We start from the raw sequence: 25,595 nt of genomic DNA on the forward strand, positions 1-25,595 counted from the left end.
CACGGTGCAGCCGGAGCACTCCGTCCCCGCCCGCACTGCCGGAAGTCGGTTGAACCGGGCGCTGGGATCATACCCACGGGTACGGGGAGCGCCCCGCGTCGGCGGGGAGAACCCCTGCAGCCGCGCTCGCTGAAGATGCCGGCCGAACGAGCGCGCGACCATACCGCGGCCCCCACCGCCTGCCCGGCCGATCTCCTGATCACGAGCGCCCTCACCGGGCCGGCCCGCGGCCCGGACGAGATGCCCCCGCGCCGATGGGGCGCGATCCGGCGCCGGGCGGGTGGGGAGCACCCGCTCGGCACGCCGTCGACGCGAGGACACCGGGACCGTCAGATGTCGATGACCCGGTAGGCAATGGTGTAGACGCCGCCGGACCCCTCGAGCGAGCGGTACTGGATCTCGGCACCCGCCTCACTGCCCGTCACCAGCGTCGCACCCAGCTTGTCGTCACCGCTCGTCGTGTCGTAGTCCCACAACGTCATGGTGCGCGCCTGCTGCTTGCCGAGGACGAGGGCCGCGTTCCCGTTGCCGTCGGTCATCGACCGGACGTAACCCGGGCCCATGGTCTGGTACTTGAGGCTTCCCGGCCACACCTTGACGGCGTTTCCGTTGGCGTCGGTGACCTTCAGGTAGGCCTCGTCGTGATCACCCTCGCTCTGCTGGTGACAGGTCAGCTCCAGCAGTTCGATGCGGACGTAGTCGATCGGCTCGGCCTGGGCCGCCGCGGCGAATCCGGCGACGCTGCCCAGCGAGAGCAGAGCGGCCGTGGCCACTCGAGCGATTCCACGCATGGTTGGTTCCCCCTTGGATGAAGTGGTGGCCCCGTCTTGTCCGGCGAGGCCCGTGCCGTCCCCGGCACGCATCCACCCTGCCCGCCGTCACCGCCTCGCATCTACGCGCGTTCCGCTGAACGGAACGCGGCCGGACACGCCTTTCTCACGGACATACCTCGATCCCGGACCGGCCCAACGCGCGGGTGACGGCGGCGGCTGCTTCGGCGACCCGGTCCGCCATCACCTCCAGCCGCTGGCCGGCCTCGACCATCACGGCCACCGCCCCCACCACGGCCCCCGCCGGGAGCCGAACCGGCAGCGCGGCGCAGCAGACCCCGTCCACCACATCCTCCCGGTCCAGGACGGCACCGCTGCGCACCGGGCCTCGCAGCGCCTTGCCCAGCGCCGTGTCCAGCGAGAACGCCTCGCCGTTGCGGACCGGCACGAGTGGCTCCACCCGGCCGGGCACCGAACAGACCGTCAGAGCCCGTTCCCTGTGCATCACCGCCAGCACCGCACTGCCTCCGGTAGCGGCCCTCAGCCGGTGCAGCGGCAGACGTCCCGCCATACGCAGTCCCGGGTGCGGCTGCCACGCCTGGCCGAGCCGGTAGAGCTGCGCGCCCAGCCGGTAGCGCACGCCACGGCGCTCCACGGCCCCCAGGGCCACCAACTGCTCCAGCAGCCGGTGAGCCGTGCTCTTGGGCACTCCGCACGCGACCGCCAGTTCGGTCACCCCTGCCTCGTCGCCGTGCCGTCGCAGGGCCTCCAGCAGCGCGAACGCCCCCTCCAGCACTCCGCGACCTCTGTCCGCCGTTCGTGTACGTACGGCTGTGTTCATGGCATCCCCCCGATGGCGTGGCCCGGTCGCGTCCCCCGACAACGGCGCGGCCCCGGCCCTTGGCGTCCGCGACCATGTTCCCCGGACCGGCATGCCGGGCGAAACCATTCCGCCGTGTCGCCCCGCACACACGTGGGAACAAGGGGTTCACCCGCCGTGATCGAGCAATGCCCAGCACCTGTGGATCGGTTCTGGGAGGGCATACGGAGGGCGGTACCGTCCCCCGAGTGATCCTTGAGGTCTCCGAGCAGGCCCGCTTCACAGTGCGGCTGGGGAAGGCATGCGCGTGCTCAGCGCGGTCACCGACGACGGCTGCCGGCTCCCCGATCGACGAGATCGCGGGGGGGTGCCACGCCATCAGGTGAGTCGCGGGGTGACCTCGGCTGCGACCCACTCCATCGCCTTGCCGACATGCTCAGCCGCGACTGGCAGCCACAGGGTGCAATCGGTGAGCCCTGCCTCTGTGAGCTGTTCGAGGTCGTCGGCGACGCTCGCAGCGGTGGGCGCAGCGCCCCCGACTGGTCGCCCAGCGAGCCGGTCTCCACGGTCACCGCAAGAGTGGCGATCACGCGGGAGAGCAACTGCCGTCCCTCACAGTGCGTGGCATCCGGCAGCAACGACCAGGTAGAAGGAGCGCTGTCGTGGCCGATGAGCCCGCAAAGGCCCCCATCCAGACCAAGTACGCGCAGCAGTACGCCTGACCTCGCGGCCAACCGCAAGGAACAGGGCGATGTCACCGCGCGGATCGCCGGTCTCCAGGAGCGGCTGAAGCAACTCAAGTCGGAGGAGGACTGGTTGGCGCGGGCGCTGGACAGTTTGCCCGGGGCCCCGGTACCGGGCGCGCCCGAGGCCGAGCCGGCCGCCGCGGTGGCCGAGGTCCCGCCGGCGGCCACGGCCGGCTGACTCTTTGCCCTCTCTTTACAACCCCGGCCGGTACCGCGTCGTCTCTCCTCCCGATTCCGCACCGGAAAGCCGCCCGGCGCCCCGTGGGGGGAGGGCCGGGCTGATCGAGGGAGACTCCTCATGCGTGCACGGTCCTTCTTTGCCGCCCTCGGCTGCGCTGTCGCGCTGGGCGCGGCCGGAGCCGGGACGGCTCTCGCCGACAGCGGCGGTTCCTCCGCCACGCCGGCACCGTCGGTCGCCGCCGCGGGCGGCGGGACGGGCAATGCCGGACCGGCCGCCGCTGAGACCGGGTCCGGCAGAGGTTCCGCCACACCCGTGCCGGTGCCCACCGTCGCGGGCGGCGGGGCGGGCAGCGCCGGAGCGGACGGCGGTCGGACCGGGTCCGGCCGAGGTCCTGCCACGCCCGAGCCGGTGCCCGTGCCCACCACGGTGAGCGGGAACGGGCGCCAGGTCGGTGCGGTGCCCTCGGGCGCGCCGGACACCGGGGTGCCGGCCGAGACGTCCGGGACCTCGGAGGCGACGGTCGCGGCCGGCACCGTGGTGCTGGCCCTCGGCGGTGGCGCGGTGGTGCTGCGCCGCAGGCTCAAGGCCCGGGGCTGACCCGTGCGGGCGTACCGGAGGAGTGCGCTGCCGGCGGTCGTCGCCACGGTCTGTCTGGCGGTCGGTGCGGTCACCGGCTGCCAGGCCTCCGGCGTGGCCGCGTCCCCGGCGGGAAGAGCCGCCACCACCGGGTCCGCGGGTGCCACCACCAGGGCCGCGCCCGCCCCGCTCGCGCGGTCGGCACCGGTGCGCCTGCGCATCCCGGACATCGGGGTGGACACCCCGCTCATGGGTCTCGGCCTGGCGCCCGACCGGACGGTTCAGGTGCCACCGGTCCGGGCGCACTCCCCGGCCGGCTGGTACCGCGGCTCACCCACGCCCGGGCAGCTCGGGCCGTCGGTGATCCTCGGCCATGTGACCGTCGGCCGGTACGGGGACGGGGTCTTCGTGCGGCTGGCGCGGCTGCGGCCGGGCGCGCGCGTCGTCGTCCGGCTCCAGGACGGGGCCTCGGCGACCTTCACGGTGGACGCGGTGCGTACCGTCGCCAAGGACCGCTTCCCCACCCGCGAGGTCTACGGCGACACCGACCGCCCGGAACTGCGTCTCATCACCTGCGGCGGTGCGAGGAGCGGTGACGGATACCTCGACAACGTGATCGTGTTCGCCACCCTGACCGCCGTGGCGCACCCGGTGTGGCCCGGCCCCGGACACCCGCCCCGCCCCGCCCCCACCACCGTTCCGCCGCTGGGAGAGAGTTGAGCCGGTCCAAGGACAGGGCAGCCGCCGAACTGTTCGCCGATCTGTACCCCCCTCTCGCCGGCTGGTGCCGCCGTTTGGTGGACGACGACGGCACCGCCCACGAGATCGCGTCCGAGGCGTTCACCCGGCTGTGGACGCGCTGGACCGCCGTCGAGGAGCCCCGCGGCTTCCTCTACGTCACGGCGGCCAACCTGGTGCGCGACCACTGGCGCAAACTGGAGCGTGAGCGACGGGCGGTGCGGCGCGTCGGCACCGAGGCCGCGCTCGCCCGGCCGGCGGAGGGCGCGGAGACCTCGGTCCCGATACGGCTGCTGGTGCAGTCGCTGCCCGAACGGCTGCGCACCGTCGTCCTGTTGTACTACTACGCCGACCTGCCGGTCCGTCGGATCGCCCAGCTGACGGAGCGCCGAGAGGGCACCGTCAAGGCCGATCTGCACGCCGCCCGTGAGTACCTGCGCGCCCGCCTGGGAGGACGACTTGATCACATCCGTTGAGCCCTGGGACGAGGACGGCGACGAGGAGCTGGCCACGCTGTTGCGCCAGGGGCCGGTGCTGCTGGCGCCGCCGCCCGGCGCGTTCGAGGGGATCCGCCGCCGTGCGGCCCGGCGCCGTGGGCTGCGCGCGGCGGCCGCGGGGGGCGCGGTCACGGCGGTGGTCGCCTCCGTGGCCCTGCTGTGGCCCACCGCGGCCGCATCCCGCCCGGTCCCCGTTCCCCCTTTGGCCCCGCCGGCCACCGTCTCCGCGCCGACCGCCACGCCGGCACCCACCCGCACCCCCGCCACACCGACCCCGCAGCCCACCCCGTCCTCTCCCTCGGTAGACGGCGACAGCGGCACCGGTGGAACGAGCCGCACCGGCGAACCGAACGGCACCGGCGGAACCGGCGGTGCCACCCCGGTCACCGCACGGTGACTCCCGCCGACGACGGAGGCGGCCCCCGCGGCCCTGGCGCGGGACACCGTGTTCACTCCCCCGGTGACCGCTCCCCCGCGGGCTCGGCTCCGCCGACGAGAGGCGACCGGCCCGCGGTACCGGTCCGGTCGCCGGGTGGCTCGGTCGGTCGGCCTCAGCTTCCGGGTGGCCTTGTCCGCGGTGCTGAACAGACGTTTGCCGGCGCCGAGGAGGAGGGGGAAGACGAGGAGGTGGTAGCGGTCGATCAGGCCGGCGTCGGTGAGGGGCCGGGTCAGTGGAGCTGCCGTGGATGACGACCGGACCGCCGTCGGTCTCCTTGAGCGCGGCGACGTCGTCCAGTGAACACGGGCTCGTGATCTCGCCCCAGTTCGGCACCAGGTCGTCATCGGTGAGGGTGGTGAAGACCACGCGGCGCAGCCGCCTGGCGAGGCGTCCGGCGGCGCCGGCTCCGGCGTATCCGGCTCCGGCGTATCCGGCTCCGCGGACGATGATCCGGTGCTGTTGCATCTCCTGGCTCCTGTCTCGAGCGGGTTCGCCCCTTGAAACGGGCGGCCCGCCGTTTTCTGACAGGGCGGCGGTATGACGTGGCCCACGCGAGGGGCCGGTGGGTCAGAGGACGCGGAGCAGGGGCTCTCCGTGGTCGGCCGCCGCCCACCGGCGGGTCGCGCGGTCGAGCTTGTCGGGGTTGGCCTGGCTGCGGAACGCGGCGATCCCCCCGGCGGCGACCTCGATGCAGATGACGCCGACGACCCGCCCGGCGACGACCGCCACGACGGCCGGGTCGCCGTTGGCGGTCGTGGCGTAGACCTCGGGGACGCCGCCGACCAGCGCCTGCTTGGCCTTCCCCGGCTTGAACAGGCCCCGCATGAACTTCGCGACCGCGAGAGCGCCTTCGAACGCCTTGGTACGGGCCGGGACCTTGCCGCCGCCGTCACCGACGGAGATCGCGTCCTGGGTGAGCAGCCGTACGAGGGGCTCGGTGCGGCCGCTGGTGGCCGCCGCGAGGAACTCCTCGACGATCCGCCGGGCGGCGGCCTCGTCGATCTCGGTGCGGGCCCTGCCCTCCGCGACGTGCTTCTTGGCGCGGTGGAAGGTCTGCTGGCTGGCGGCCTCGCTGATGTCGAGGATCGCGGCGATCTCCCGGTGCGGGTAGTCGAACGCCTCCCGCAGCACGTACACCGCCCGCTCGCCCGGAGAGAGGCGCTCCAGCACGGCCATGACCGCGTACGAGACCGACTCACGCTGCTCCGCGGTGTCGGCCGGACCGAGCATCGGGTCGCCGGCGAGCAGCGGTTCGGGCAGCCACTGGCCCACGTACGTCTCGCGCCGGGCGCGGGCGGAGGTGAGCTGGTTGAGGCACAGGTTGGTGAGGACCTTCGTCAGCCAGGCCTCGGGCACCTCGATACGGTCGTGGTCGGCGGCCTGCCAGCGCAGGAACGTCTCCTGCGCGGCGTCCTCCGCCTCGCTCGCGGAGCCGAGAAGACGGTAGGCGATGGCCTCCAGGCGGGGCCTGGACGCCTCGAAACGGTCGACGAGCTGCGCGGTCAGGGCCATGCGGCGGATCCTAGCCGCCGGGCGGCGGACGGAACGCGCCGCGTCGGGGGAGGAACGGTGGTCCGCTCGGGCGGGACTGGTCCGCTCGGGCGGGACTGGTCCGCTCGGGCGGGAGGAAGGGTGTCCGGCCGGGCGGGAAGGCCCGCCTGGACCTCCTCCGCTGGCTGCTGCACCGCTACGACACCGTCCGACGTCACTCCCCGGCTCCCCGCCCTCAGGATGGTCCCCCCCTCGAAGCCGGATGACGAATGTGATGACCAGTAGGAATGGGAGCCCGCGAAGGGAGCCCGGAGAAGCGGCGGGATCCGCCGGGCGGCGGGCCTGTGGGAGTGGCAGCGGGGGGAGGGAGCGCCGCTGGCCGGACCGGTGACGCGCCGACCGGCCGGGGATGTGGGCATCCGGCGGTTACCGGTCCGCCGCCGCGGCGGCCTGCTTCGCCGAGTGCCGGGCTCTGCGCTCCGGGTCCGGGCGGAAGTCAACGGCAGAGGGCCGCGTCGACCGCGTCGGTCAGGCGCTTGGCCGTGGGCGCGTCCGGGATGGTGGTGACGGCGATGTCGACGGCACGGCCGTCCTCCGTGACGCCGCCCCGGGTCCGGTAGCTCACGGAGGTGCCGCCGTGGCCCCAGACGAGGCCACCGCAGGTCAGTGGCCTGCTCTGGATGCCCAGGCCGTAGCGGACGCCAGGGCCCAGGAGCTCGGCCGGGACGGTGGTGCGCATCTGGGCGAGCTGGGCGGCGGGCAGCAGACGACCCGTCAGCAGCGCGCTGTAGAAGGTGTTGAGGTCGGTGTTGGTGGACACGACCGCCCCCGCGGACCAGGCCATTGAGGAGTCCATCTCGGTGTAGTCGATCAGTGGCGCGTCCGGGCCGGTGTTCAGGTAGCCGTGCGGGTGGGGCTCGCGGAGGGCGGTCTCCCCGGTGGACGGGACGTAGGTGTGGCGCAGGCCGATCCGGTCGATGACGCGCTTGGTGACCTCCTCGCCGAAGGGGCGGCCGGTGACCTTCTGGATCAGCAGGCCGGCCACCAGGTAGTTGGTGTTGCTGTATTCCCAGTCGGTCCCGGCGGGGAACCGCGCCTTCTGGGCCAGTGCGCCGTCGAGGAGTTCGCGCGGCTCGAAGTAGCGGTACTGGATGGTGGTGAAGTCGGTCAGCGCGGGGGCGTCCATGTAGTCGGGCAGGCCGCTGGTGTGCTGGAGCAGCTGGCGGACCGTGATGCTCCGACCGTCGAAGCCGTCGCCGCGCACCAGGCCGGGCAGGTAGGTGTCCACGCTCGCGTCCAGGCCGACCTTGCCCTCGGCGACCAGTTGCAGGACGACGACGGCGGTGAACGCCTTGGTGTTGCTGCCGGCCCGGATCTGCCCGTCGACCGGGACCTTGGCCCCGGTGGCCAGGTCGCCGACCCCGGCGGTGTAGGTGCGGCTGCGGCCGTCACGTTCCTTGACGGTGGCGAGGGCGGCGGGCATCCCGTCGTCCTTGACCAGCGCGTCGAGGCGCTGCCGCACGACGTCCCGGCGTGGTGCGGCGGAGGCCGCGGTCGGGGCGATGGCGGTCAGCGCGAGCCCGGCGGCGGCCGTGGCCGTCGTGGCGTACCGCACCATGCGGACGCGGCGCGCCGTGCGCCGCGGGGTGTGTTCGTTCATCGGAACTCCACTGCTGGGAAAAAGAGGGAGGCGCCAGGCGGTGCGGCAGGGTGGCCGGCGCCGAGGGCCGGCGCCGGCCACCCAGGGGACGATCAGCGGCAGAGCGCCTCGTTCACTGCCTGCTCCACGTGCTTTCCGGTGTCGTCGTCCGCCATCGTGGTGACGGCGATGTTCACGGCGCGGCCGTCGTCGGTGGTGCCGCCGAAGGTCTGGTAGCCCGGGATCGTCCCGCCGTGCCCCCAGGCGAGCCCGCCGCAGGAGAGCGGGCGGCTCAGCAGGCCGAGTCCGTAGCGGACTCCGGCGCCGACCTCGTCGGCGGGGACGGTGGTGCGCATCTGGGCGAGCTGGGCCGCGGGCAGCAGACGGCCGCCGAGCAGCGCGCCGTAGAACCGGGTGACATCGGTGTTGGTCGAGACGATCGCGCCGGCCGCCCAGCCCCAGGACGGGTCCAGCTCCGTGTAGTCGCGCAGCGACCCGTCCGCGGCACGCTGGTAGCCCTTGGGGTGGGCCTCGTGGATCGTCATGTCCCCGGGGGCGGGGAAGTAGGTGTGGCGCAGGCCGATCCGGTCGATGACGCGCTTGGTGACCTCCTCGCCGAGCGGGCGTCCGGTGACCTTCTGAATGATCAGGCCCGCCAGCAGGTAGTTGGTGTTGCTGTACCCCCACTGGGCGCCGGGCGCGAAGTCGGCCTTCTGGGCCAGCGCGGCGTCGAGGAGTTCGCGCGGTTCGAAGTAGCGCTTGGGCTCGTTGAGGACGACCTCGTGGTTGACGTAGTCGGGCAGGCCGCTGGTGTGCTGGAGCAGCTGGCGGACCGTGATGTTCCGACCGTCGAAGCCGTCGCCGCGCACCAGGCCGGGCAGGTAGGTGTCCACGCTCGCGTCCAGGCCGACCTTGCCCTCGGCGACCAGTTGCAGGACGACGACGGCGGTGAACGCCTTGGTGTTGCTGCCGATCCGCACCTGTCCGTCGACCGGGACCTTGGCCCCGGTGGCCGCGTCGCCGACCCCGGCGGTGTAGGTGCGGCTGCGGCCGTCGCGTTCCTTGACGGTGGCGAGGGCGGCGGGTACCCCGTCCTTCTGGACCAGGGCGTCGAGGCGCTGCTGCATGGCGTCCGGCCGCGGGCCGGCGGAGGCCGTTGCCGGTGCCAGGATGCCGGCCACCACGGCGGCGGCCACCGCGGTCACGGTCACCGCCACCCCGCGTCGGTGACCGCGGAGACGGTTCGGACGGTGGTGCCGCGGTGCGTGTTCGTTCACGGGAAAGCTCCTCCGGGTAGGGCGCCGGAGCTCTTCTCGGCGCCCTACCCAGAGGACCATCCGACGGGCCGTCAATCCGTCCGCGCGGAGGACGAGACCGCCCCCCGGGAACGTGCTCCTGGGCCGGGCCGGGCATGGGACCGTACTCCCAGGGCCGTACGCCAGCGATCCTCGGCCAGCAACTCGGCAACGCTCTCGCCCGAGGATCCGTCGGCCGGGTGTCCAGGACACCTTGGCGAGCAGCCTCCGCCCGGATCTCCCGAAACCCCCACTTCGGCACCCCTGGCGTCACCGCCTCCCGGGCCTATGCCTATGACAAGGCAGGACGCCTGACCCAGGTGCAGGACACCATCCCCGACGCGGTCTGCACCACCCGCGCCTACACCTTCGACAAGAACACCGACCGCGATGCGTTCGACGATCCACTCCGGCGGTCCCGGCCGCGGCAGCACCCGGCAGCCGTGCTCCTCCTCGGCCTGCCGCTTGCGGAGGGCGGTGGACACCGGCTGCCGCCCCGGCTCGACTGCTCCGAACGGCGGGCCGCGGTGGCCCAGGCGTGTGCATGCCCAGGAGCGGAAGACCGCCCTCACTGTCCGGTGCTACCGCAGTTTGATCTCTGCCATCGAAGCTTGATCGGCATGGAGTGCGGATGGTCAGGGGCAGCGGGGCAGCTCGCGGAAGCGTACACGGATCCGGCCGAGTCCGGCGGAACTCAGTAGCTCTTCGAGGTCGACTCTGCAAGCGTTCGGCCGCATGGCTGACGACTGCTTCGGGCATCCACGACTCGCCGCGATCTACGATCGGCTCGACCCCGACCGCAGCGATCTCGATGCCTACCTCCGGATGGCGGAAGAGTTCGGAGCGCGCCACGTTCTGGACATCGGCTGCGGCACAGGGGTGTTCGCACTTCTCCTGGCCGACCGCGGGATCGACGTCGTCGGCATCGACCCCGCCCAGGCATCCGTCGACGTCGCCCGGGCCGAACCGGGCAGCGACCGAGTGCGCTGGATCTGCGGTGACGCCACAGCCCTCCCGCCACCGCAGGTCGACCTCGCGACGATGACAGCGAATGTCGCCCAGGCCATCGTTGATCCGGACACCTGGCAGAAGACACTGCGGGGAGCCTACGAGGCACTACGGCCCGGCGGGCACCTGGTCTTCGAGACCCGTGATCCGGCCAGACGAGCCTGGGAAGAGTGGACCCGCGAGAACTCCTACCACGTGACGGACATCCCGGGCGTCGGCTCCGTCGAGAGCTGGGTCCAGCTGATCGAGGTGAGCCGGCCCCTGGTGACCTTCCGCTGGACCTACATCTTCGCAGCGGACGGACAGGTGCTGACGTCGGACTCGACCCTGCGCTTCCGAGAGCGCAAAGAGGTCGAGACGGACCTGGTCACGCAGGGCTACATGGTGGAAGACGTTCGTGATGCGCCCGACCGGCCAGGCAAAGAGTTCGTCTTCCTCGCACGACGCCTCTGATCCTGAGCGGTCGACGCCACTCAGACTTCGATGGCACTCGCTCAGACTTCGATGTCACAGGACACCAACAGACGCCCCGTGTCCGGCGAGGGCGCGCCTTCCGTATGTGGCTGGCACGCGATATGTACGCCATGCGAGCGCCTTATGTCAGGGCGCGAGGCTGCGCGGAGCGCACCGCGGTCCGTGAGCTGGGCCACTGCTCTCGTGGCCGCGGGTCTGGTGAAGTGGGCCCCGAGCGGCCGGCCCGCTGCCCGCCGTCAGACCAGGACTGCGGTGCTGGGACCGTGCGACCGGGGCCGGCGGTGGATCAGGTGCATGCCGAGTGCCCGGCCTCGGTGACGAGGTCTCCGCGCTCGGCGAGGTAGTCGGCCACGCAGGCACGGTGGACGGCCCGGGCCCGCTCCAGCAGCGCGGCGTCGACCTTCCCGTCCAGGGTGCGGACCAGCGCGGCGCTCAACGGTAGGCCACTACTGAAGGCTGCGCGTGCCGGGGGAGTCGGTGACCCTGCCGGTACACGATGGTCTCTCCGAGTTGCCGGTGCGGGTGGAGGACCGACCGGCTACGGGCGCAGCGAGTCCAAGCACTGGGTCGACGCGGACAGGGACGGCTGCAACAGCCGGCCCATGCCGTTCCAGCCGAAGACCGTGCGGCGTCCGGGTCCGGTTCCCGGCGGCCCCGACATTGGCAGGGCTCCCGGGGTGCAGCGGCGCCCCGGTCCGGGTATTCCCATCGAACTCGATGTTCGATCGGGCCGATGCGACGGGGGCGGAGCACATGGGAAGACGGGTCTGGACCGGCAGTGCCGGAGTGGAGGCCGCGGACGCGGTCTTCGCCCTGATGAGACGGCTCATCGACGGCTTCCGGGCGAACCCTCCGGTGACCCCGCTGGTGGTGCTGCAGGCCACTGAGGAGGACGCCACCGGCGCCCTCGACCGGCGGGTCGTCCAGGTGGTGGAGTTCGTTCGCCAGAGCCAGCAGCCGCGCGGGCTGATCGCCAAGCGGCTCGACGGCGGGGGCGGCCCGGACCCTTACTCCTCGGCCGTCGACATGGTGCGCCAGCTGTGCGAGCACTCCTGGGACAACGCACGGCAGTCGCAGTACAAGCCCTTCGCCTTCCCGCGCTCAAGCCTGCTGCGGGCCATCGAGCAGGCCGCGCCCGAGGTCGGCGCCGAGGTGGCGACGGTGTGGACGGCGGCGGAGCGCCGGGAGCGCCTGATGCGCCGACTGGCCGAGCTGCGCTGGCGTCCCGGCGGCGGCCCCGACGGCGAGGAGGGCCGACGCCGCGTCCCGGCGCTCGCGGAGACCGTCGGTGCCGTCGTCAACCCCTCCGGATTCGTGGGGGCGATGTTCATCGCCTGCCTCAGCGTGCTGCTGGGTGAGGGCGGTTGGCGCACGGCGGTGTGGGGCGGCGCCCTGGCGCTGACGCTGTTCGGCCTGGTGCACCTGCTCGCGCGCAGCGCGCCGCCGCTGCTGTGGCTGCGCCGGGCCAGCCGCTGGTTCGCGACCACCACCTTCCTGGCCCCGCTGAGTGACCGGCCGGCCGCCGCCGACTGGTCGCGCTGGCGGCCCGCGAAGTCCTGGGAGACCATCCGCGGCCGTGCCTTCGCCGTCGCCCAGCAGGTGATCGCCGCCCAGGCGGGCGATCCGACGGCTCGTCAGTTGCACCTGGAGCTCCGCGTGCTGGCGCTGCTGGAGGACCTGCGCGAGAACTTCCGACCGCGAGCGCTGGACCTGCGCCGCCGCAAGCGCACCGTGCCGCCCGTGGTGTACCTGCCCCGGGCCACCGAGCGGGACGGCGGTCTGCTTCTGCTGCGCACCCTCAGCAACGTGCGCAGTCGGCGCAGCGAGGTCGATCCGCTGCTCGTGCTGGCCGCGGTCCCGGCGACCGAACGCCTGCGGCCGCTGGTCCCGGCCGACCCGGAGCCGGACGCCGCACCGGACCGCCCCGACGCCGACGGCGAGGAGGGGGCGTACCAAGCGGACGCCAGGTACCAGCGCTGGGTGACCAACCTCAACGCCGGCCAGTCCCCGGGCCGGGCCGCCACCCTGCCGTGGATCCTGTACATCCCGATGCCCGCCGACGAGCTGCGCCACCGGCACTCCGCACAGCACTCCACCGACCGCATCCGCCGGACGCCCGCGTGGCTCCTGTGGTCCAGGCCCTGCCTCGCCGTGGTTCTCGCCCTCGGCCTGGCCGCGGGCTTCCTCGGCAACCGGTACCTCGCCGGACGATACTGCGAGGGCCGGCTGCTCGGCTCCAACACCGACTCCGGTCTCTACGACGGCGAGTGCGTCGGCGTCGCCACCGGAAACGTGCGGCTCGCGCAGGGCAACACGCTGAGCCTGTCGGGCGCCGGCAAGGGCGTCACCTTCGACGCGGTGGAGCGGGCGATCAGGGCCGAGAACGCGGCCATCGGACCGCGCGACGCCCATGTGACGATCGTCTACGCCGGTCCGGTCACCGCCGCCCGGCAGGCCGACACCCGCAAGGGGCTGGAGGAGATCACGGGGGTGTATCTCTACCAGCACTACGCCAACGTCAGCACAGACCAGCCGACCAAGATCAAGGTCCTGCTCGCCAACGCCGGCGAGAACATGCTGCACGTGCTCCCCGTGGCCCGGCACATCGCCGACCTGGCGCGCCGCGACCGCTCCGTCGTCGGCGTCGTGGGCATGGGGCGCGACACCACCGAGACCGAGCAGGCCGCCCGCATCCTCAAGGGGGCCGGGCTGCCCGTGGTGAGCACCACCAACTCCGGCAGCCACCTGGCGCGCAGGCTCTCCAACTGGTTCGGGCTGGCCGCCACCGACGAGGAGGAGGCGAACGCCCTGCGGGTCGTCGCCCGTCAGCTGGCCGCCCGCGAGAAGAGCGCCCAGGGCGTCGTGCTGTCCCGGTCGGTCGGCAGCGAGAAGGACTTCTACACCACCGAACAAGCCCGGGTGGGCAAGCGCATGCTGGCCGAGGCGGGCTTCGCGCCGGCGCCCTCCCGGACGTACCGGCTCAGTGCCGAGGGCGAGCCCGAACTCACCACCCCCATTGGCGACATCTGCGGCAGCCGGCCCGTGCCGAGGGCCCTCTACTTCGCCGGCCGGGTCGAGGACGTGCCCAACCTGATGTCCCAACTCGGCTCCACGCCCGGCTGTTCGGGCCGCGGCATCACCGTGTTCACCGGCGACGACCTCACCAAGAGCAACTACGAGGAGGGCGAGGCCCTGCGCATCCCCGACGAGGTCACCCTCTACCACTTCGCCCTCGCGCCCATGGACCTCGCGGCGACGACGGGTTTCTACACAGACGCCCACCGCGTCCTCATGCACCTCCTGCCGGCCGGAGCACGGCGGACCGCGCTCGCCGATGGCGCACGGCCCTGGACCGACGCGCTGTTCTCCAGCGGGCAGACGGTGCTGTCCTACAGCGCCACGGCCGTGCTTTACCGGGCCGCCCGGAACGGGGACGTCCCGCAGACCGCCGCGGAGACCTGGGCCGACCTGCGCTGGCACCCCAACCCGAACCTGCCGGTCGGCACGGTCGGCTTCGCCGGCAGCCGACCCTACGCCGACCAGCGCGGCCACGGTTACGAGATCGTGCGGGTGAGCTACGACGGCGGCGAGGTGCGGTCGGTGAACGTGTGCGGACGGCCCGCGGGCAGCGAGGCGCCGCTCACCGCACCGCCCGGCCCCAAGGGAGCCGACCCGCGCACGATCTGCCGCCTGCGGTGACCCCGGGCCGCTTCAGCGGTCTTCGGGCGGCGCGGCGGTCCCGGGGCGGCGCGATGGGCCGAGCGGAGGTTCCCCCGCCCCGGGACGGCGGCCCGCGGCGTCACAAATCCCTGCGCATGCACACGCGCGGCCACCGGTCCAGGCCGTGGGTCGCCTCGCGCTCGCGGATCTCCCGCAGACCAGGCGTGAGCATGCTCTCGGCCAGCACCCGGAAGCCGCAGCGCGTGTAGTAGGAGGCGTTCCACGGGACGTCGGCGAACGTGGTCAGGGTCAGGGCGGGCGCCCGCCGGCTCCTTGCGTGGTCCGCCAGATGCTCCAGAAGGGACCTGCCCACCCCGCGCCGTGCGCTGCCGGGATGCACCGAGACCTGCTCGACATGGAAGTTGCCGTCGACGCGGTCGGCGATCAGGTAGGCGATCGGGACGCCGGCCGCGTCGACCGCCACCCAGGCCGTCCCGTCGCGCTGGTACCGGGCGAGCTCGTCGAGCGCAAGCGGCTCGTCCTCGGCGATCTCCGGCATGCCGATGTCGTGGTACCGCTGACCGGCGGCCCTCTCGATGCCCTGGAGAACAGGCAGCTCGCTCACATGCGGGGATCGAATGTCCATGCGCTCATTGTCCGGGACGGCTGTGAGTGGGCCCAATCCGGCCGGCGCCGGGGACGGCCCGCCTCAGGCGCCGCTCCGTCCCCCGACCCGGCCACGTCAGGAAGTTCGCCGTCATGATGACTACACGCCACGGTGACCGACTCGAGAAGTGGATCGCCGGCGTCGAGCACGACACCCTGGCTCCCCTTGCGGGCTTCGCCCGCGACCTTCGCCCAGACCCTTCCTCTCCTTCGATGTCGAGATCCGCAAGGTGATCCGCAGCACGAACGCGATCGAGAGCGTGAACGCCCGCATCCTCAAGGCCGTCCGGGCACGGGGCCACTTCCTGGGGCCGCTTCCCGTCGGAGAACGCCGCGTTGAAGTGCGTCTACACCCGCATCCGGGTGCCGTTGACCGGACGGTCTCCCCTGGGCCGTCGCCGCCTTCCTGGACGACGTCTATCAGCGGGGCGTCCTGTGTCAGGCCGGGACGGTGTACCAGTTCCGCCACGCCCGGCGGCAGAGCCGTCTCGTGCAAGGCCGCCGGCGAGGGTGAGCCGGCGGCCCCGGGAAGGTGCCTGTCAAGCGATGGGTCGGTGGTACGGGTCAGTTGTCGGTGATCCAGGTGCCCTTGTCGGCGCGCCAGTGGATGGTGGCGTTCTCGAAGCGCTGCATCCGCCCACCGCCGGCCTCGTCCGTCTCGTCCGTCGTCGGATACCCGAGGACGCTCTCGTGGCCCCCCGCGTGGAAGGCGTCGTAGATCGCGTCGTGCACGATGTGCGTACCCGTCGACGGCGACCACAGGAACAGGCCCCGCTCGAAGAACTGGTACCGCCCCTTCGTCCCGTCCGGCGCCCGCGACGCGTCCGCCTCGTCCATCGTCGGGAAACCCCAGCGCCGCTCCGCGTCCGTCGCCCAGAACTTGGACAGGATGTCCCCGTACACCGCGTACGCCACATCCGGATGCCACAGGATGATCCCGTTCCGGAACTGCTGGAAGCGCCCGCCCAGCGACGAGTCCCGTTCCCCCCGGATCGGCTGTCCCAGGGCGCTGCCGGGGCCGCCCATGCTGTCGTACTTGACCGCGATGGTGCCGTACGGCGCGAGGTCGTCCAGTGCGTTGTAGCGGCGGGGCGAGAAGCCGCGCAGCCCGTCGTTCCACACGTGTTCCTCGGCCACATGGCCGAAGTCGTACTCTTCGCGGACCACCGGCCGGGTGTGGGCCGGGTCCGCCCAGCGGACGAACAGCGCCACGTGGTCGACGCCGCCCGAGTCCCGCAGCAGGGCGTCGCCGGGTTGCAGGTCGTCGGCCGGGACGTCGAACGTGACGTCCCACAGGCTCCAGGTGGTGAGGGAGCTGCTCAGGTGCCAGGCCATGGAGACGTAGCCCGAACAGTCCGGGCGGTAGCAGCCGAACTGGTTCTCGTGGCACCCGGACTGGCTGTACGGCACCTGCTCGGCGATCCACGACCAGGCGCGGTCCATGGCCTCGCCCCGCCCGATCGGCCCGTCGGGGCTCGACGCGCTCGCGGCCGGTACCGCGCAGAGGGTGGCGAAGAGGAGCGCCGACGTCACGGCCGCCGTGCGAAGCACCTTGCGGTGAAGGGACCTCAAGGGAGTTCTCCTGTTCAGTTGTCGGTGATCCAGGTGCCCTTGTCGGCGCGCCAGTGGATGGTGGCGTTCTCGAAGCGCTGCATCCGCCCGCCGCCGGCCTCGTCCGTCTCGTCCGTCGTCGGATACCCGAGGACGCTCTCGTGGCCCCCCGCGTGGAAGGCGTCGTAGATCGCGTCGTGCACGATGTGCGTACCCGTCGACGGCGACCACAGGAACAGGCCCCGCTCGAAGAACTGGTACCGCCCCTTCGTCCCGTCCGGCGCCCGCGACGCGTCCGCCTCGTCCATCGTCGGGAAACCCCAGCGCCGCTCCGCGTCCGTCGCCCAGAACTTGGACAGGATGTCCCCGTACACCGCGTACGCCACATCCGGGTGCCACAGGATGATCCCGTTCCGGAACAGCTGGAAGCGCCCGCCCAGCGAGGCCGCCTCCTCGGCCCGGACCGGCGCGCCGAGGACGCTGCCCGGGCCGCCCATGCCGCCGTACTTCGCCCCGATCGTGCCGTAGGGCTGGAACGCCTCGTCCCGCAGCGCGACGGCGGCGCCTTCGGCCTGGTCGTAGCGTTCCGGGTAGGCGGAGCGCTGGACGGCCTGGGCGAGCTGTCCGGCGGTGCTGCCCTCCATGCCGGGTTCCATCTGCTCGGCGACCTCGAAGAACTTCGACGCCGCGTAGTCGACGTCGAGGACCTGCTCGGGTGATCCCCAGCCCTGTGAGGGGCGTTGCTGGAAGACGCCGAGCGAATCCCGGTCCCCGCACGCCAGGTTGTTCATCCGGGACTCGACCCAGCCGGTCTCGAACCCGGCGAGCATGACCTTCGGGGACACGCTCATGCGCTGGCCGACCTCGTAGACCTTGCGGGTGACCGCGATGTCGCGTTCCGCGGGGATGTCGCAGTACGCCGTGGCGGGCGCGGGGTGGCCGAGGGGGCCGGGTGTCTTCGGGGGCCTGGTGCTGTCGGCGGTCGCGGGGCCGCCGCCGAGGGCGGTCAGGACCGTGAGGGCGGCGAGCAGGACGGTGCCGCCCGCTCTGGCGCGGCGTAAGCGGACTGCGCTCACTTGTCTCCTCCTGTGGGGGTGTGTTCCGCGAGAAGCGAGTGCTGGGCGTGGCTCACGGGTTGATGCCGTCGTACTGCAGGACGCGGTAGGGCGACTGGTGGGGCTGGCCGTTCCACTGCGAGACGATCAGCGTCAGGGAGGTGGGGCCGGCGCTGCCCGGGTGGATGTATCCGCCGTACAGGAAGGGGAGTTGGGGCTTGCCCCAGTGGTTGGGCGGCCAGGTGGCGTTGCCGACGATCTGCGGCTTGGGTGCGCTCCACACGGCGTCGGGGCGCGGAGCGGTGCGGGTGCAGATCGAGTAGTCGGTGACGTCGAAGTAGCTCATGCAGTACGTGCCGCCGATGCGCTTGACGGAGAACTCGCCGATGTTGTTGCCGGAGAGAACCACCGACGGCTGGACCGCGCGGGTCCACTGCCATCTGCCGTCCAGGTAAGCCCAGTTCTCCTGCGCTCCGAAGTTGCCGGCGCGGAACTCCTCCGGCCGGATGCGGAACAGCTGGATCGCGCCGCCGTCACCGGTGTTGAGGTGGCTGCCGTTCCAGCGCTTGGAGAAGATGTAGAGCCAGCCGTCGGGGTCGATGCCCGCGAACGACCACATGCCGTACAGGGACTGGTTGACGCCCTGGGTGTCCCCCGCCCAGTGGTAGGGGTAGTCGTGCCAGGTGACGCCGTGGTCGTCGGAGTAGGCGACGCCGGACATCCGCGAGCCGTCGTAGCCCGCGGGCGGCTGCCAGACCTCCACGGAGGTGTACTGGATGTAGGTGCGGCCGCCGAACTCGATGCAGTCGTTCGGGATGCGGCTTACCTCGAAGCCGTGTCCGTTGTCGGCGTTGTGCTGATAGTCGAAGAGCTGCCGGGCGCCGCCTCCCGTGGGCATGGCCCAGGTGAACGAGATCGGGGTCGAGCCGGAGGCGTCGAAGGAGGCCTGGTTCAGCATGACCGGGGAGCCGAGGTACTCCCCTCCCAGCGCTGGTTCGCTGAAGGAGTCGCCGAAGACGTAGCCCCAGGTGTTGTCGTGCTCCCGGTAGTAGGGGATGGCGAGGTCGCCCGATCCCAGGCCCTGCGCGCGGGCCGAGTCGCCGGGCTGTTCGCACAGCGGCGCGCCGTTCTGGGCCGCGGCGGCGGAGGGGGCGGCGGCGAGGGAGCCGCCGAACGCGCCGGCGGTCAGGGCGGCGCCCGCGCCGGCCTTGAGCAGGCTCCGGCGGGTGGGCGGACGGCGGTCGGGGTGTGCGGAGTCGGACATGGTCGTCCCTTCGGGGTCGGGTCACCGGCGGTGGACCCGGTCGGTCAGCCGACGGTGAACTCGGTGTCGGTCGGGGGCGCGGGCCGCCGGCGCGGTGCCGGCGCTCGCGCGTCGTCGGGCGCCGCGGCCGGTGCCGTGCGGCACGTGGTGATCGCGGCGCCACGGCTGCGGATACGGACCGGACGGCCCGCGGTGGCCGGTTCATCCTGGCGAAGGGTGTTGAAAAAACGATGAAATCCCGGTTCCTCGAGGGGATGCGACGCCGAACGGGCCTGCGGGGAGTGACCGCCGCCGAGCGGTCACCCGTCGGACCGGACCGTGGCACACCCACAGCGGCGTCATGGGAATTTCATCGGTCCTCCTTAGCGTGACCGTGTCCGGACAAAGCCGCCGGTACGGGAGGGACGGCTCGATGACACGCAGGAGACTCAGATCGAGGTTGCCGATGGCGGTCATGGCCGCGGTCGCGATGATGAGTACGACGACGGCCGCCGCTTCGTCCGCTGCCGGGAAGGGGGGCGCCGAGGCGGTGATCCGCTACACCGAGTACGGCATCCCGCACATCACCGCCTCCAGCTGGGAGGGCTTGGGGCTGGGGTACGGGTACGCCGCGGCCAAGGACAACATCTGCACGCTGGCCGACACGTATCTGATGGTCGACGCCCAGAGGTCGCGCTATCTGGGGCCCGACGGCAGGGCGAGCCCCGGCCAGAACCAGAACACCACCACCAACCTCAACAGCGACCTGTACTTCCAGCGGATCAACGACGACCGGGTGGTGGAGCGGCTGATCGACCAGCCCGCGCCCAAAGGCCCGGAGGTCGAGGTCAAGGAGGCGATCCGCGGCTATGTGCGGGGATACAACCGGTACTTGGCCGAGACGGGGGTGGACGGCATCCCCGATCCGGTCTGCCGCGGTGCGGCCTGGGTGCGGCCGATCACGGAGCTGGACGTCTACCGGCACGCGCACGCCGAGATCATCATGGGCAGCGCCGACGCGCTGCTGGACGGCGAGGTGACTGCCGCGCCGCCCGGGGCATCGTCCGCCGCGTCTTTCTCCGGACCGGCCACCGCGCCCCGGCTCGGGGCCAAGGCCACCGCCCCGCCCGGGCCCGAGACCGCCGCCTCGCCGGTGTCCTCCCCCGCGCGGACCGCGCAGAGGATCCGCGACGCGATGGCGGTGAGCGCGCGGCAGGGCATGGGCAGCAACGCGCTGGCGGTCGGCTCGCAGGGCGTGTCCGGCGGCACGAGCATGCTGCTGGCCAACCCGCACTTTCCGTGGCAGGGCAAGAACCGGATGTGGCAGAGCCAGCTGACCATCCCCGGCAAGGTGAACGTCTCCGGGGCCGGCCTGCTGGGACTGCCCGCGGTGAACATCGGCCACAACGACGACGTCGCCTGGAGCCACACGGTCGCCACGGTCGCGCCGTTCGGCCTGTTCGACGTGCAGGTGAACCCGCTCGATGCGACCTCCTACCTGGTGGACGGCGTCTGGCAGCGGATGACCTCGCAGCAGGTCACCGTGGACGTGCGGAACGCGGACGGCTCCCTCCGCAAGGTCACCAGGACGCTGTGGTCCACCCGGTACGGCCCGATCACCACCTCGGTCGAGGGCGTCCCGTTGCCGTGGGTCGTCAGCGCCCACGCGGTGCGCGACGCGAACATGGACAACCTGCGGGCGCTGAACACCTGGTTCCACCTCGACCGGGCCGAGGACGTCGACGACGTGGTCGGTACCTTGGAGACCACCGAGGGCGTCCCCTTCTTCAACACCGTCGCCGTCGACCGCAAGGGCGACGCGCTGTACGCGGACATCCAGGCCACCCCGAACATCACCGACGAGCACGCGCGGTCGTGCCTCACCGAGACCGGCCGGTTGCTGTTCGAGCAGACGCTGCGGCTGCCCAACGTGCCGCCGGTCTCCATCCTCGACGGCAAGCGCAGCGCGTGCGACTGGCCCGACGACCCGAACGCGGTCGCGCCGGGACTGATGGACCCGCGCAAGCAGCCGCGCCTCGTCCGCTCCGACTTCGTGGGCAACGCCAACGACAGCGCCTGGCTGGCCAATCCCGAGCAGCCGCTGTCCTTCCCCCGGGTGATGGGCGACATGGCGGCGCCCCGGTCGCTGCGCACCCAGGAGTTGATCGTCACCGCGCAGAGCCGGATCGACGGCACCGACGGCCTGCCCGGCAAGGGCTTCACGCCCGAGACCATGCGGCAGTCGCTGTTCGCCGACCACAGCAGGGCGGCCGACCTGGCCCTCACCAGTACGGTGACGGCGTGCCGGAACACGCCTTTCGGGACAGTCCTGGTGGACGGCAACCTGGTCAACGTGAGCGAAGCCTGCCCGATCCTCGCCGCCTGGAAGAGCCACGCCTACACGTCCGACAGCCAGGGGTCCTGGTTGTTCGCCAACTACTGGTCGTATCTGCTCGGCGGGCAGGCCGTCGAGAAACTGCCCTGGCGGGTGCCCTTCGACCCGAAGGACCCGGTGCACACCCCGAACTCGCTGGACCCGGGCAGCTCGGCCGTCCGCGACGCGCTCGCCCGAGCGGTGTTCGCGCTGCGCAAGGCCGGCATTCCGCTGGACGCACGGCTCTCGGACGTCCAGAAGGTCGAACGCAACGGTGAGCGGATCCCGATCCACGGCTCGATCGGCGAGTTGGGCGTGCTGAACGTCATCACTCCGGGCCAGGTCGACGGCAGGAGGGACGTCGTCTTCGGGTCCAGCTTCATCCAGGAGGTGCGCTTCACCGCGGACGGCCCGCCGCAGACCTCCTCCCTGCTGACCTACTCCCAGTCGGCCGACCCGACCTCGCCGCACTACGCCGATCAGACGAGGCTGTTCGCGGCGGGCCAGTGGGTGACCGAGCGCTTCACCGAGGAACAGATCGCTGCCTCGCCCCAGTTGGAGGTCGAGGTCCTGAACTGAGATCGGCGGGTGAGCGCGCCGGAACCCCGACGACGGCCTCCGGCGTGCTCCTCCCCCGGGACGTCACCGCGTCCCGCGCATCCCGCCCCGCACACTACGAAGGCTCACGAGGAGGCACGCTGTGGCAAGGACATCGAACCGCCGGCGACTGACAGTGACCGGAATGGTCACCGCCGTCGCCCTGGCCCTGGCCCTGCCGGCCGGTCCGGCACAGGCCGCCGGCGGCACCGCACCGCCGCCGCTGACGAACGGCTTCGGGCTGACCCAGGTCGACACGGCCGTGGGCGGTTCCACCAACTTCACCATCACGGTGACCACGCCGGAGGTCGCCGGCAAGCACCACATCAAGATCATCCTGCCGAGCGGCTACTACGACGACCCGAACAGGCGCTATCCCGTGCTGTACTTCCTGCACGGCTCGCCTGACGATCCGATCCAGCAGAACTATCCGGCGCTGACCATGTCCAACTCGGTGATCACCGTCATTCCGGACGGCGGCGCCCGGGGCTGGTACGCCAACTGGCTCAACCAGAAGACGCAGCTCGGCGCCCAGAACTGGGAGAACTTCCACCTCAAGCAGGTGATCCCGTTCGTCGACGCGAACCTGCGGACGATTCCCACCAAGAAGGCCAGGGCCGTGGCCGGTGTCTCCATGGGCGGGTTCGGCGCCCTGCACTACGCCCAGGTCCGGCCCGACCTGTTCAGCCAGACCGCGTCCCTGTCGGGGGACATCGACCTGTCGGTCCGGTCCATGGACCTGCGGCTGGCCGCAGTCGCCTCCGTCACCGACGCGCTCGGCGCGATCTGCGGCTCGTCCTCCGGCGCCTGCGACCCCGACAGCTCGCCGTACAGGCCCGGCGTGGACAGCGACGCGCTGTTCGGCTCGCCCTACCCCGTGTTCAACGCCGACTGGCGGTGGAACGAGGTCGATCCGGCCGCGCACATGGACAAGCTCGCCGGGATCGGCGTCTCCATCTACGTGGGCAACGGCGGCGGCGTACCGACCGAACCGGAGTTCTGGCTCGAAGGGGCGGCCCAGCATGTCAAAGACAGCATGGACGCGCTCGGCATGCCGTACCACTACGTCGACTACGGCGACGGCTCCGCCTGGGGCACCCAGTGCAACGGCGGCCACAACGGCGCCTGTTGGGAGCAGGATCTGCGGGACCTGATCCCCAGGCTGGAGCGGGCGTTCGCCTCCTGACCGCACGCGCGCGGAGAAGGGTCCGGGCCGGCTGCCGTCTCCACGCGGCGGCCGGCCCGTTCGGCGCCCGCGCGCCGCGCCCGTCTCACCGCGCCGGGACGATGATCTCCCTCTTGAGAGGTTCCGACGGCCACCATCCCCCTTGTCCCCGCCGACCCGGAGTCGCTCGGTCAGGGCGACCACGCCTACCGCCACCTCTCGCCGGTCAGCTTCACCGTGGACGACAGCGCCCTCAAGGTCGCCGGGGCCTTCGCTGCGCTCCACACCGGGCCGGACGTCCTCCCCGCCAGGATCGTGCCGGCCGAGGGGTTCGCCGTGCGGCCCGCAGGCGCCGCGGTACTCGCCGCAATGGATCTGCTCCTGCTGTTGAAATGCAGGGGTGAACTGTGTGCGATGCCGGGCCGAGACGCTACCGAAGGTCGCGGACTTCCTGCGCGCCCCTGAGTTGGGTCCTGCCGGGCGGACCGCTCTCGACCACGGCGTGACCTCACGGGTTGAAGACGGTGAGATGGCCGCCGTCGGGCGAGATCAGGGGCGTGGTGCCCCGAGATCACGATCGTGGGGGCCGACTCGACCTACGCCGGGAAGCTCGTCGACTGGCGGAACAGCCTCGATCACAGGCACGTCGGCCTGACCGAGGGCTCGCCGGACGCCTTCCACGTCCCCGGCCTGGCAGCGGACATGGGCGAAGGTTGGTATGTCAGCGCGCGGTGACTGAATAGGCGGCGAGCGCTCGGTTGCCGCGCGGCTTGGCGATGGCCCGGAGAACGTCGGCCTGACTCAGGACGAGCTGTCGCACCGGCTCGGGCAGCGCGGCCAGACGGTCCCCCCTTTCGACCAGGTCGAGGCAGGCAGCGATTTCCCAGTCGCCGTCCTGAAGCTCTTCGGTATCGACCGAGTCGCTGCCGTCGGCCGTCCAGCCGGCCTCGGGCAGGAGCCGCAGCAGGCCCTCACGGGAGAAAGGCGTGCGGACGTTGCCCTGGCCGTGCGATCCCGCGGCCTCGGTCTGCCCCTGGATCAGCACGGCGAGCAGGTGCGCCAGCTGGTCGTCGCAGGCAGGCGTCAAGTCCCACTCGGTGAACCAAAGTCGCCGCGCCCACGGCCGGGCCCGGGCCAGCGTGTCTCGCAGTTGTCCGAGCGATGCGAAGTACCAGGAGCAATGTGCGAGCACCACGTGGTCGAAGGTGCTTTCGGGGAAGTCGAACGACGGGTCGAGGACGTCGGTGCCGAAGCGGAAGTCGATGCGCGGGCCGAGAGGGCCCGCCGCGAGCCGGGCTGCCGACTCTCCGAGCGTGACCGGCGCCCCATAGGAGGGTTCGGCCACGTCAACGGCCACCACGCGCCCTTCGGGCCCGACCGCCTCTGCAAGGACGGCGGTCATGTCGCCCTGGCCGCAGCCCAGTTCGAGGACGGTTGAACCTGGTGCGATGTGCCAGCTCGCCACGAGCGCGGCACGGTGGCGAGTCTGGGACAGCTGGATGTCCGGGCTGTGCTCGGCGGCGGCCATGCCGGCCGCGAGCGAGGGGACCTTGGCGCGGAGATCGGAGTGATTCACAAAATCCTTAGAGATACTCGACGGGTCGGTGCGGGCCGATGGTACGAGACGCGCGGGCAGCGGCGCCTCCGACTTCCTGGGCATCCTGTGATCAGACCCGGCTGGAGCTGTTCCGCCGGCTGTCGTGCTACAACCGGCGTCGTCGCCACTCCGCGCTCGGCTACCTCACACCAGCCGAGTTCGTACAACAACTGATCACGACACGTACGCTGTCACTCGTCGCCGCATGCCGTCGGCGTCGGTGATGCGCAACTGGGCGCCGGGGTGCGGCCGTTCCTTTCGGACGATCGGCCGCATGCCTTTCGGCCGGCCCTTGAGGACATCGCCCGCGCGTTCGGCGACCCTCGCGCCGTCGCGTATCTTGCCGTCGGGATCGGGCGCGGGCGTCCATGCGGACGCGGGGACGAGCAGGACGGCCTGTTGGACGGCATCGGTGATGACCACCCGACCGCGGGGAGCCCGGGTCAGCCCTTCTCCCGCCCTGGCAGGGGCGCGCCGTCCAGGAACGCGTGATAGGTCTCGACGGCATCCGGCTCGACTTCCGGGTTGGACGGGCCATAGCGGGTGTCGGAGCGGTCCCGCTTCGGCCCGGAGACCCAGAACTCCTCATGGGTCTGCGTGTCGTAGAAGTTCGCGTCGAACATCCCGCCTGCCCGGCGCAGTGTCCTTCCCTGAAAATACGCAGTGCTCCAAGTCTTCGAGAAGTCCACCCACCCGATCCACGAGGGTCCACGGTCGGTGTCGTAACCAGACTTCAACTGCACGAACATGAGGCGTCGAGGCATGTACCCATGGTCCCGCACAGCCCGCACCCGCGACCAGCGCTTTCACACACAGGTGCGCTCGGCTTCCTGCTCCCGGCAGGTGATGGGCTACGCGGCTGCTCCGGCCGGCCACTCGGGCGCCTGCGGACTGACACCGCGGTCACGGCCCCAGCCGCCTCGCCAGGCCTTCAGCTTGTTGATCAGTCGCTCGACGGTGTGCCGCTCCTTGTCGAGGTCGGCGTCGTGGCCGAGGGGCCGGCCGCCGCCAGA

22 protein-coding genes and 5 pseudogenes are annotated in these 25,595 nt (G+C 71.8%); 12 read left to right on the forward strand and 15 right to left on the reverse strand.

What is annotated here, in order from left to right:
- Window positions 1-329 precede the first annotated feature (329 nt).
- Window positions 330-791 (reverse strand): hypothetical protein, encoded by a 462-nt coding sequence (locus tag ACF061_RS16680; RefSeq protein ID WP_143634572.1) that lies wholly within the window; start codon window positions 789-791, stop codon window positions 330-332.
- A 145-nt stretch (window positions 792-936) separates the two neighbouring features.
- Complete coding sequence (locus ACF061_RS16685; RefSeq protein WP_392267582.1) at window positions 937-1,566, reverse strand: helix-turn-helix domain-containing protein; 630 nt, start codon at window positions 1,564-1,566, stop codon at window positions 937-939.
- A gap of 456 nt (window positions 1,567-2,022) precedes the next feature.
- On the opposite strand from ACF061_RS16685, the gene ACF061_RS16690 reads away from it, so the two are divergent.
- The 5 genes from ACF061_RS16690 to ACF061_RS16710 all read left to right on the forward strand — a co-directional run bounded on the left by ACF061_RS16690 (window position 2,023) and on the right by ACF061_RS16710 (window position 4,725).
- Window positions 2,023-2,514, forward strand: coding sequence for a hypothetical protein (locus ACF061_RS16690; RefSeq protein WP_392267583.1), 492 nt, complete (start codon window positions 2,023-2,025; stop codon window positions 2,512-2,514).
- Window positions 2,515-2,634: 120 nt separating this feature from the next.
- The gene (locus ACF061_RS16695; protein WP_392267584.1) at window positions 2,635-3,114 is read left to right on the forward strand and encodes a sortase-dependent protein; all 480 of its coding nucleotides are present in this window, start codon (window positions 2,635-2,637) and stop codon (window positions 3,112-3,114) included.
- A gap of 3 nt (window positions 3,115-3,117) precedes the next feature.
- Window positions 3,118-3,813 (forward strand): class F sortase, encoded by a 696-nt coding sequence (locus tag ACF061_RS16700; RefSeq protein WP_392267585.1) that lies wholly within the window; start codon window positions 3,118-3,120, stop codon window positions 3,811-3,813.
- On the forward strand, window positions 3,810-4,307 hold the full coding sequence (locus ACF061_RS16705; RefSeq protein ID WP_392267586.1) for an RNA polymerase sigma factor: 498 nt from the start codon (window positions 3,810-3,812) through the stop codon (window positions 4,305-4,307). Before ACF061_RS16700 ends, ACF061_RS16705 begins: the two co-directional genes overlap by 4 nt.
- Complete coding sequence (locus ACF061_RS16710; RefSeq protein WP_392267587.1) at window positions 4,291-4,725, forward strand: hypothetical protein; 435 nt, start codon at window positions 4,291-4,293, stop codon at window positions 4,723-4,725. Before ACF061_RS16705 ends, ACF061_RS16710 begins: the two co-directional genes overlap by 17 nt.
- A gap of 152 nt (window positions 4,726-4,877) precedes the next feature.
- Here the strand turns inward: ACF061_RS16710 and ACF061_RS16715 are convergent.
- From ACF061_RS16715 to ACF061_RS16730, 4 genes and pseudogenes are all read right to left on the reverse strand, one after another.
- Window positions 4,878-5,133 (reverse strand): annotated as a pseudogene (locus ACF061_RS16715) (dihydrofolate reductase family protein); the annotation flags it as partial.
- 201 nt (window positions 5,134-5,334) lie between these two features.
- Entirely contained in the window at window positions 5,335-6,279 is a 945-nt protein-coding gene (sigJ, locus tag ACF061_RS16720; protein WP_392267588.1) for an RNA polymerase sigma factor SigJ, read from the reverse strand.
- Window positions 6,280-6,754: 475 nt separating this feature from the next.
- The gene (locus tag ACF061_RS16725; RefSeq protein WP_392267589.1) at window positions 6,755-7,918 is read right to left on the reverse strand and encodes a serine hydrolase domain-containing protein; all 1,164 of its coding nucleotides are present in this window, start codon (window positions 7,916-7,918) and stop codon (window positions 6,755-6,757) included.
- Window positions 7,919-8,010: 92 nt separating this feature from the next.
- A complete protein-coding gene (locus ACF061_RS16730; RefSeq protein ID WP_392267590.1) occupies window positions 8,011-9,174 on the reverse strand; it encodes a serine hydrolase domain-containing protein in 1,164 nt (387 codons plus the stop codon).
- A 753-nt stretch (window positions 9,175-9,927) separates the two neighbouring features.
- Here ACF061_RS16730 and ACF061_RS16735 point away from each other — a divergent pair.
- Window positions 9,928-10,653, forward strand: a complete 726-nt coding sequence (locus ACF061_RS16735; RefSeq protein ID WP_392267591.1) for a class I SAM-dependent methyltransferase — start codon at window positions 9,928-9,930, stop codon at window positions 10,651-10,653.
- A gap of 307 nt (window positions 10,654-10,960) precedes the next feature.
- Here the strand turns inward: ACF061_RS16735 and ACF061_RS16740 are convergent, their stop codons facing one another.
- A complete protein-coding gene (locus ACF061_RS16740) occupies window positions 10,961-11,110 on the reverse strand; it encodes a hypothetical protein (RefSeq protein ID WP_392267592.1) in 150 nt (49 codons plus the stop codon).
- Window positions 11,111-11,427: 317 nt separating this feature from the next.
- Between ACF061_RS16740 and ACF061_RS16745 the strand changes: the two genes are divergently transcribed.
- Window positions 11,428-14,373 carry a hypothetical protein gene (locus ACF061_RS16745; protein WP_392267593.1) on the forward strand — a complete coding sequence of 982 codons (2,946 nt, stop codon included), beginning with the start codon at window positions 11,428-11,430 and terminating at the stop codon, window positions 14,371-14,373.
- Window positions 14,374-14,473: 100 nt separating this feature from the next.
- Here ACF061_RS16745 and ACF061_RS16750 read toward each other — a convergent pair whose 3' ends face one another.
- Window positions 14,474-14,980, reverse strand: a complete 507-nt coding sequence (locus ACF061_RS16750; RefSeq protein ID WP_392267594.1) for a GNAT family N-acetyltransferase — start codon at window positions 14,978-14,980, stop codon at window positions 14,474-14,476.
- A gap of 217 nt (window positions 14,981-15,197) precedes the next feature.
- Here ACF061_RS16750 and ACF061_RS16755 point away from each other — a divergent pair.
- A pseudogene (locus ACF061_RS16755) lies at window positions 15,198-15,351 on the forward strand (transposase); the annotation flags it as partial.
- Between the two features lie 213 nt (window positions 15,352-15,564).
- On the opposite strand, the gene ACF061_RS16760 reads toward ACF061_RS16755, so the two are convergent.
- Genes ACF061_RS16760 through ACF061_RS16770 form a run of 3 tightly spaced genes read right to left on the reverse strand, consistent with a single transcriptional unit; the run spans window position 15,565 to window position 18,870 of the window.
- Window positions 15,565-16,572: a hypothetical protein gene (locus ACF061_RS16760; RefSeq protein WP_392267595.1), complete on the reverse strand. Its 1,008-nt coding sequence runs from the start codon at window positions 16,570-16,572 to the stop codon at window positions 15,565-15,567.
- 14 nt (window positions 16,573-16,586) lie between these two features.
- Window positions 16,587-17,627 carry an LGFP repeat-containing protein gene (locus tag ACF061_RS16765; RefSeq protein ID WP_392267596.1) on the reverse strand — a complete coding sequence of 347 codons (1,041 nt, stop codon included), beginning with the start codon at window positions 17,625-17,627 and terminating at the stop codon, window positions 16,587-16,589.
- 52 nt (window positions 17,628-17,679) lie between these two features.
- A complete protein-coding gene (locus tag ACF061_RS16770; RefSeq protein WP_392267597.1) occupies window positions 17,680-18,870 on the reverse strand; it encodes a DUF4185 domain-containing protein in 1,191 nt (396 codons plus the stop codon).
- A gap of 412 nt (window positions 18,871-19,282) precedes the next feature.
- On the opposite strand from ACF061_RS16770, the gene ACF061_RS16775 reads away from it, so the two are divergent.
- From ACF061_RS16775 to ACF061_RS16785, 3 genes are all read left to right on the forward strand, one after another.
- Window positions 19,283-21,802 carry a penicillin acylase family protein gene (locus tag ACF061_RS16775; protein WP_392267598.1) on the forward strand — a complete coding sequence of 840 codons (2,520 nt, stop codon included), beginning with the start codon at window positions 19,283-19,285 and terminating at the stop codon, window positions 21,800-21,802.
- A gap of 163 nt (window positions 21,803-21,965) precedes the next feature.
- Entirely contained in the window at window positions 21,966-23,006 is a 1,041-nt protein-coding gene (locus ACF061_RS16780) for an alpha/beta hydrolase (protein WP_392267599.1), read from the forward strand.
- Window positions 23,007-23,564: 558 nt separating this feature from the next.
- Complete coding sequence (locus ACF061_RS16785; protein WP_392267600.1) at window positions 23,565-23,720, forward strand: hypothetical protein; 156 nt, start codon at window positions 23,565-23,567, stop codon at window positions 23,718-23,720.
- Here ACF061_RS16785 and ACF061_RS16790 read toward each other — a convergent pair.
- On the reverse strand, window positions 23,707-24,561 hold the full coding sequence (locus tag ACF061_RS16790; RefSeq protein WP_392267601.1) for a class I SAM-dependent methyltransferase: 855 nt from the start codon (window positions 24,559-24,561) through the stop codon (window positions 23,707-23,709). The two genes, ACF061_RS16785 and ACF061_RS16790, sit on opposite strands and share 14 nt — an antisense overlap.
- Before the next feature lie 74 nt (window positions 24,562-24,635).
- Here ACF061_RS16790 and ACF061_RS16795 point away from each other — a divergent pair.
- Window positions 24,636-24,806: pseudogene (locus tag ACF061_RS16795) on the forward strand (IS3 family transposase); the annotation flags it as partial.
- Here the strand turns inward: ACF061_RS16795 and ACF061_RS16800 are convergent.
- The 3 genes and pseudogenes from ACF061_RS16800 to ACF061_RS16810 all read right to left on the reverse strand — a co-directional run.
- Window positions 24,760-24,987: pseudogene (locus tag ACF061_RS16800) on the reverse strand (IS1380 family transposase); the annotation flags it as partial. The pseudogenes ACF061_RS16795 and ACF061_RS16800 overlap by 47 nt on opposite strands.
- Window positions 24,988-25,025: 38 nt before the next feature.
- Window positions 25,026-25,271, reverse strand: a complete 246-nt coding sequence (locus tag ACF061_RS16805) for a hypothetical protein (protein ID WP_392267602.1) — start codon at window positions 25,269-25,271, stop codon at window positions 25,026-25,028.
- A 228-nt stretch (window positions 25,272-25,499) separates the two neighbouring features.
- Window positions 25,500-25,589: pseudogene (locus ACF061_RS16810) on the reverse strand (IS5/IS1182 family transposase); the annotation flags it as partial.
- Between the last annotated feature and the right edge of the window lie 6 nt (window positions 25,590-25,595).

The organism is Streptomyces sp. NPDC015220 (assembly GCF_043079345.1).
In the GTDB taxonomy this organism is placed as follows: domain Bacteria; phylum Actinomycetota; class Actinomycetes; order Streptomycetales; family Streptomycetaceae; genus Streptomyces.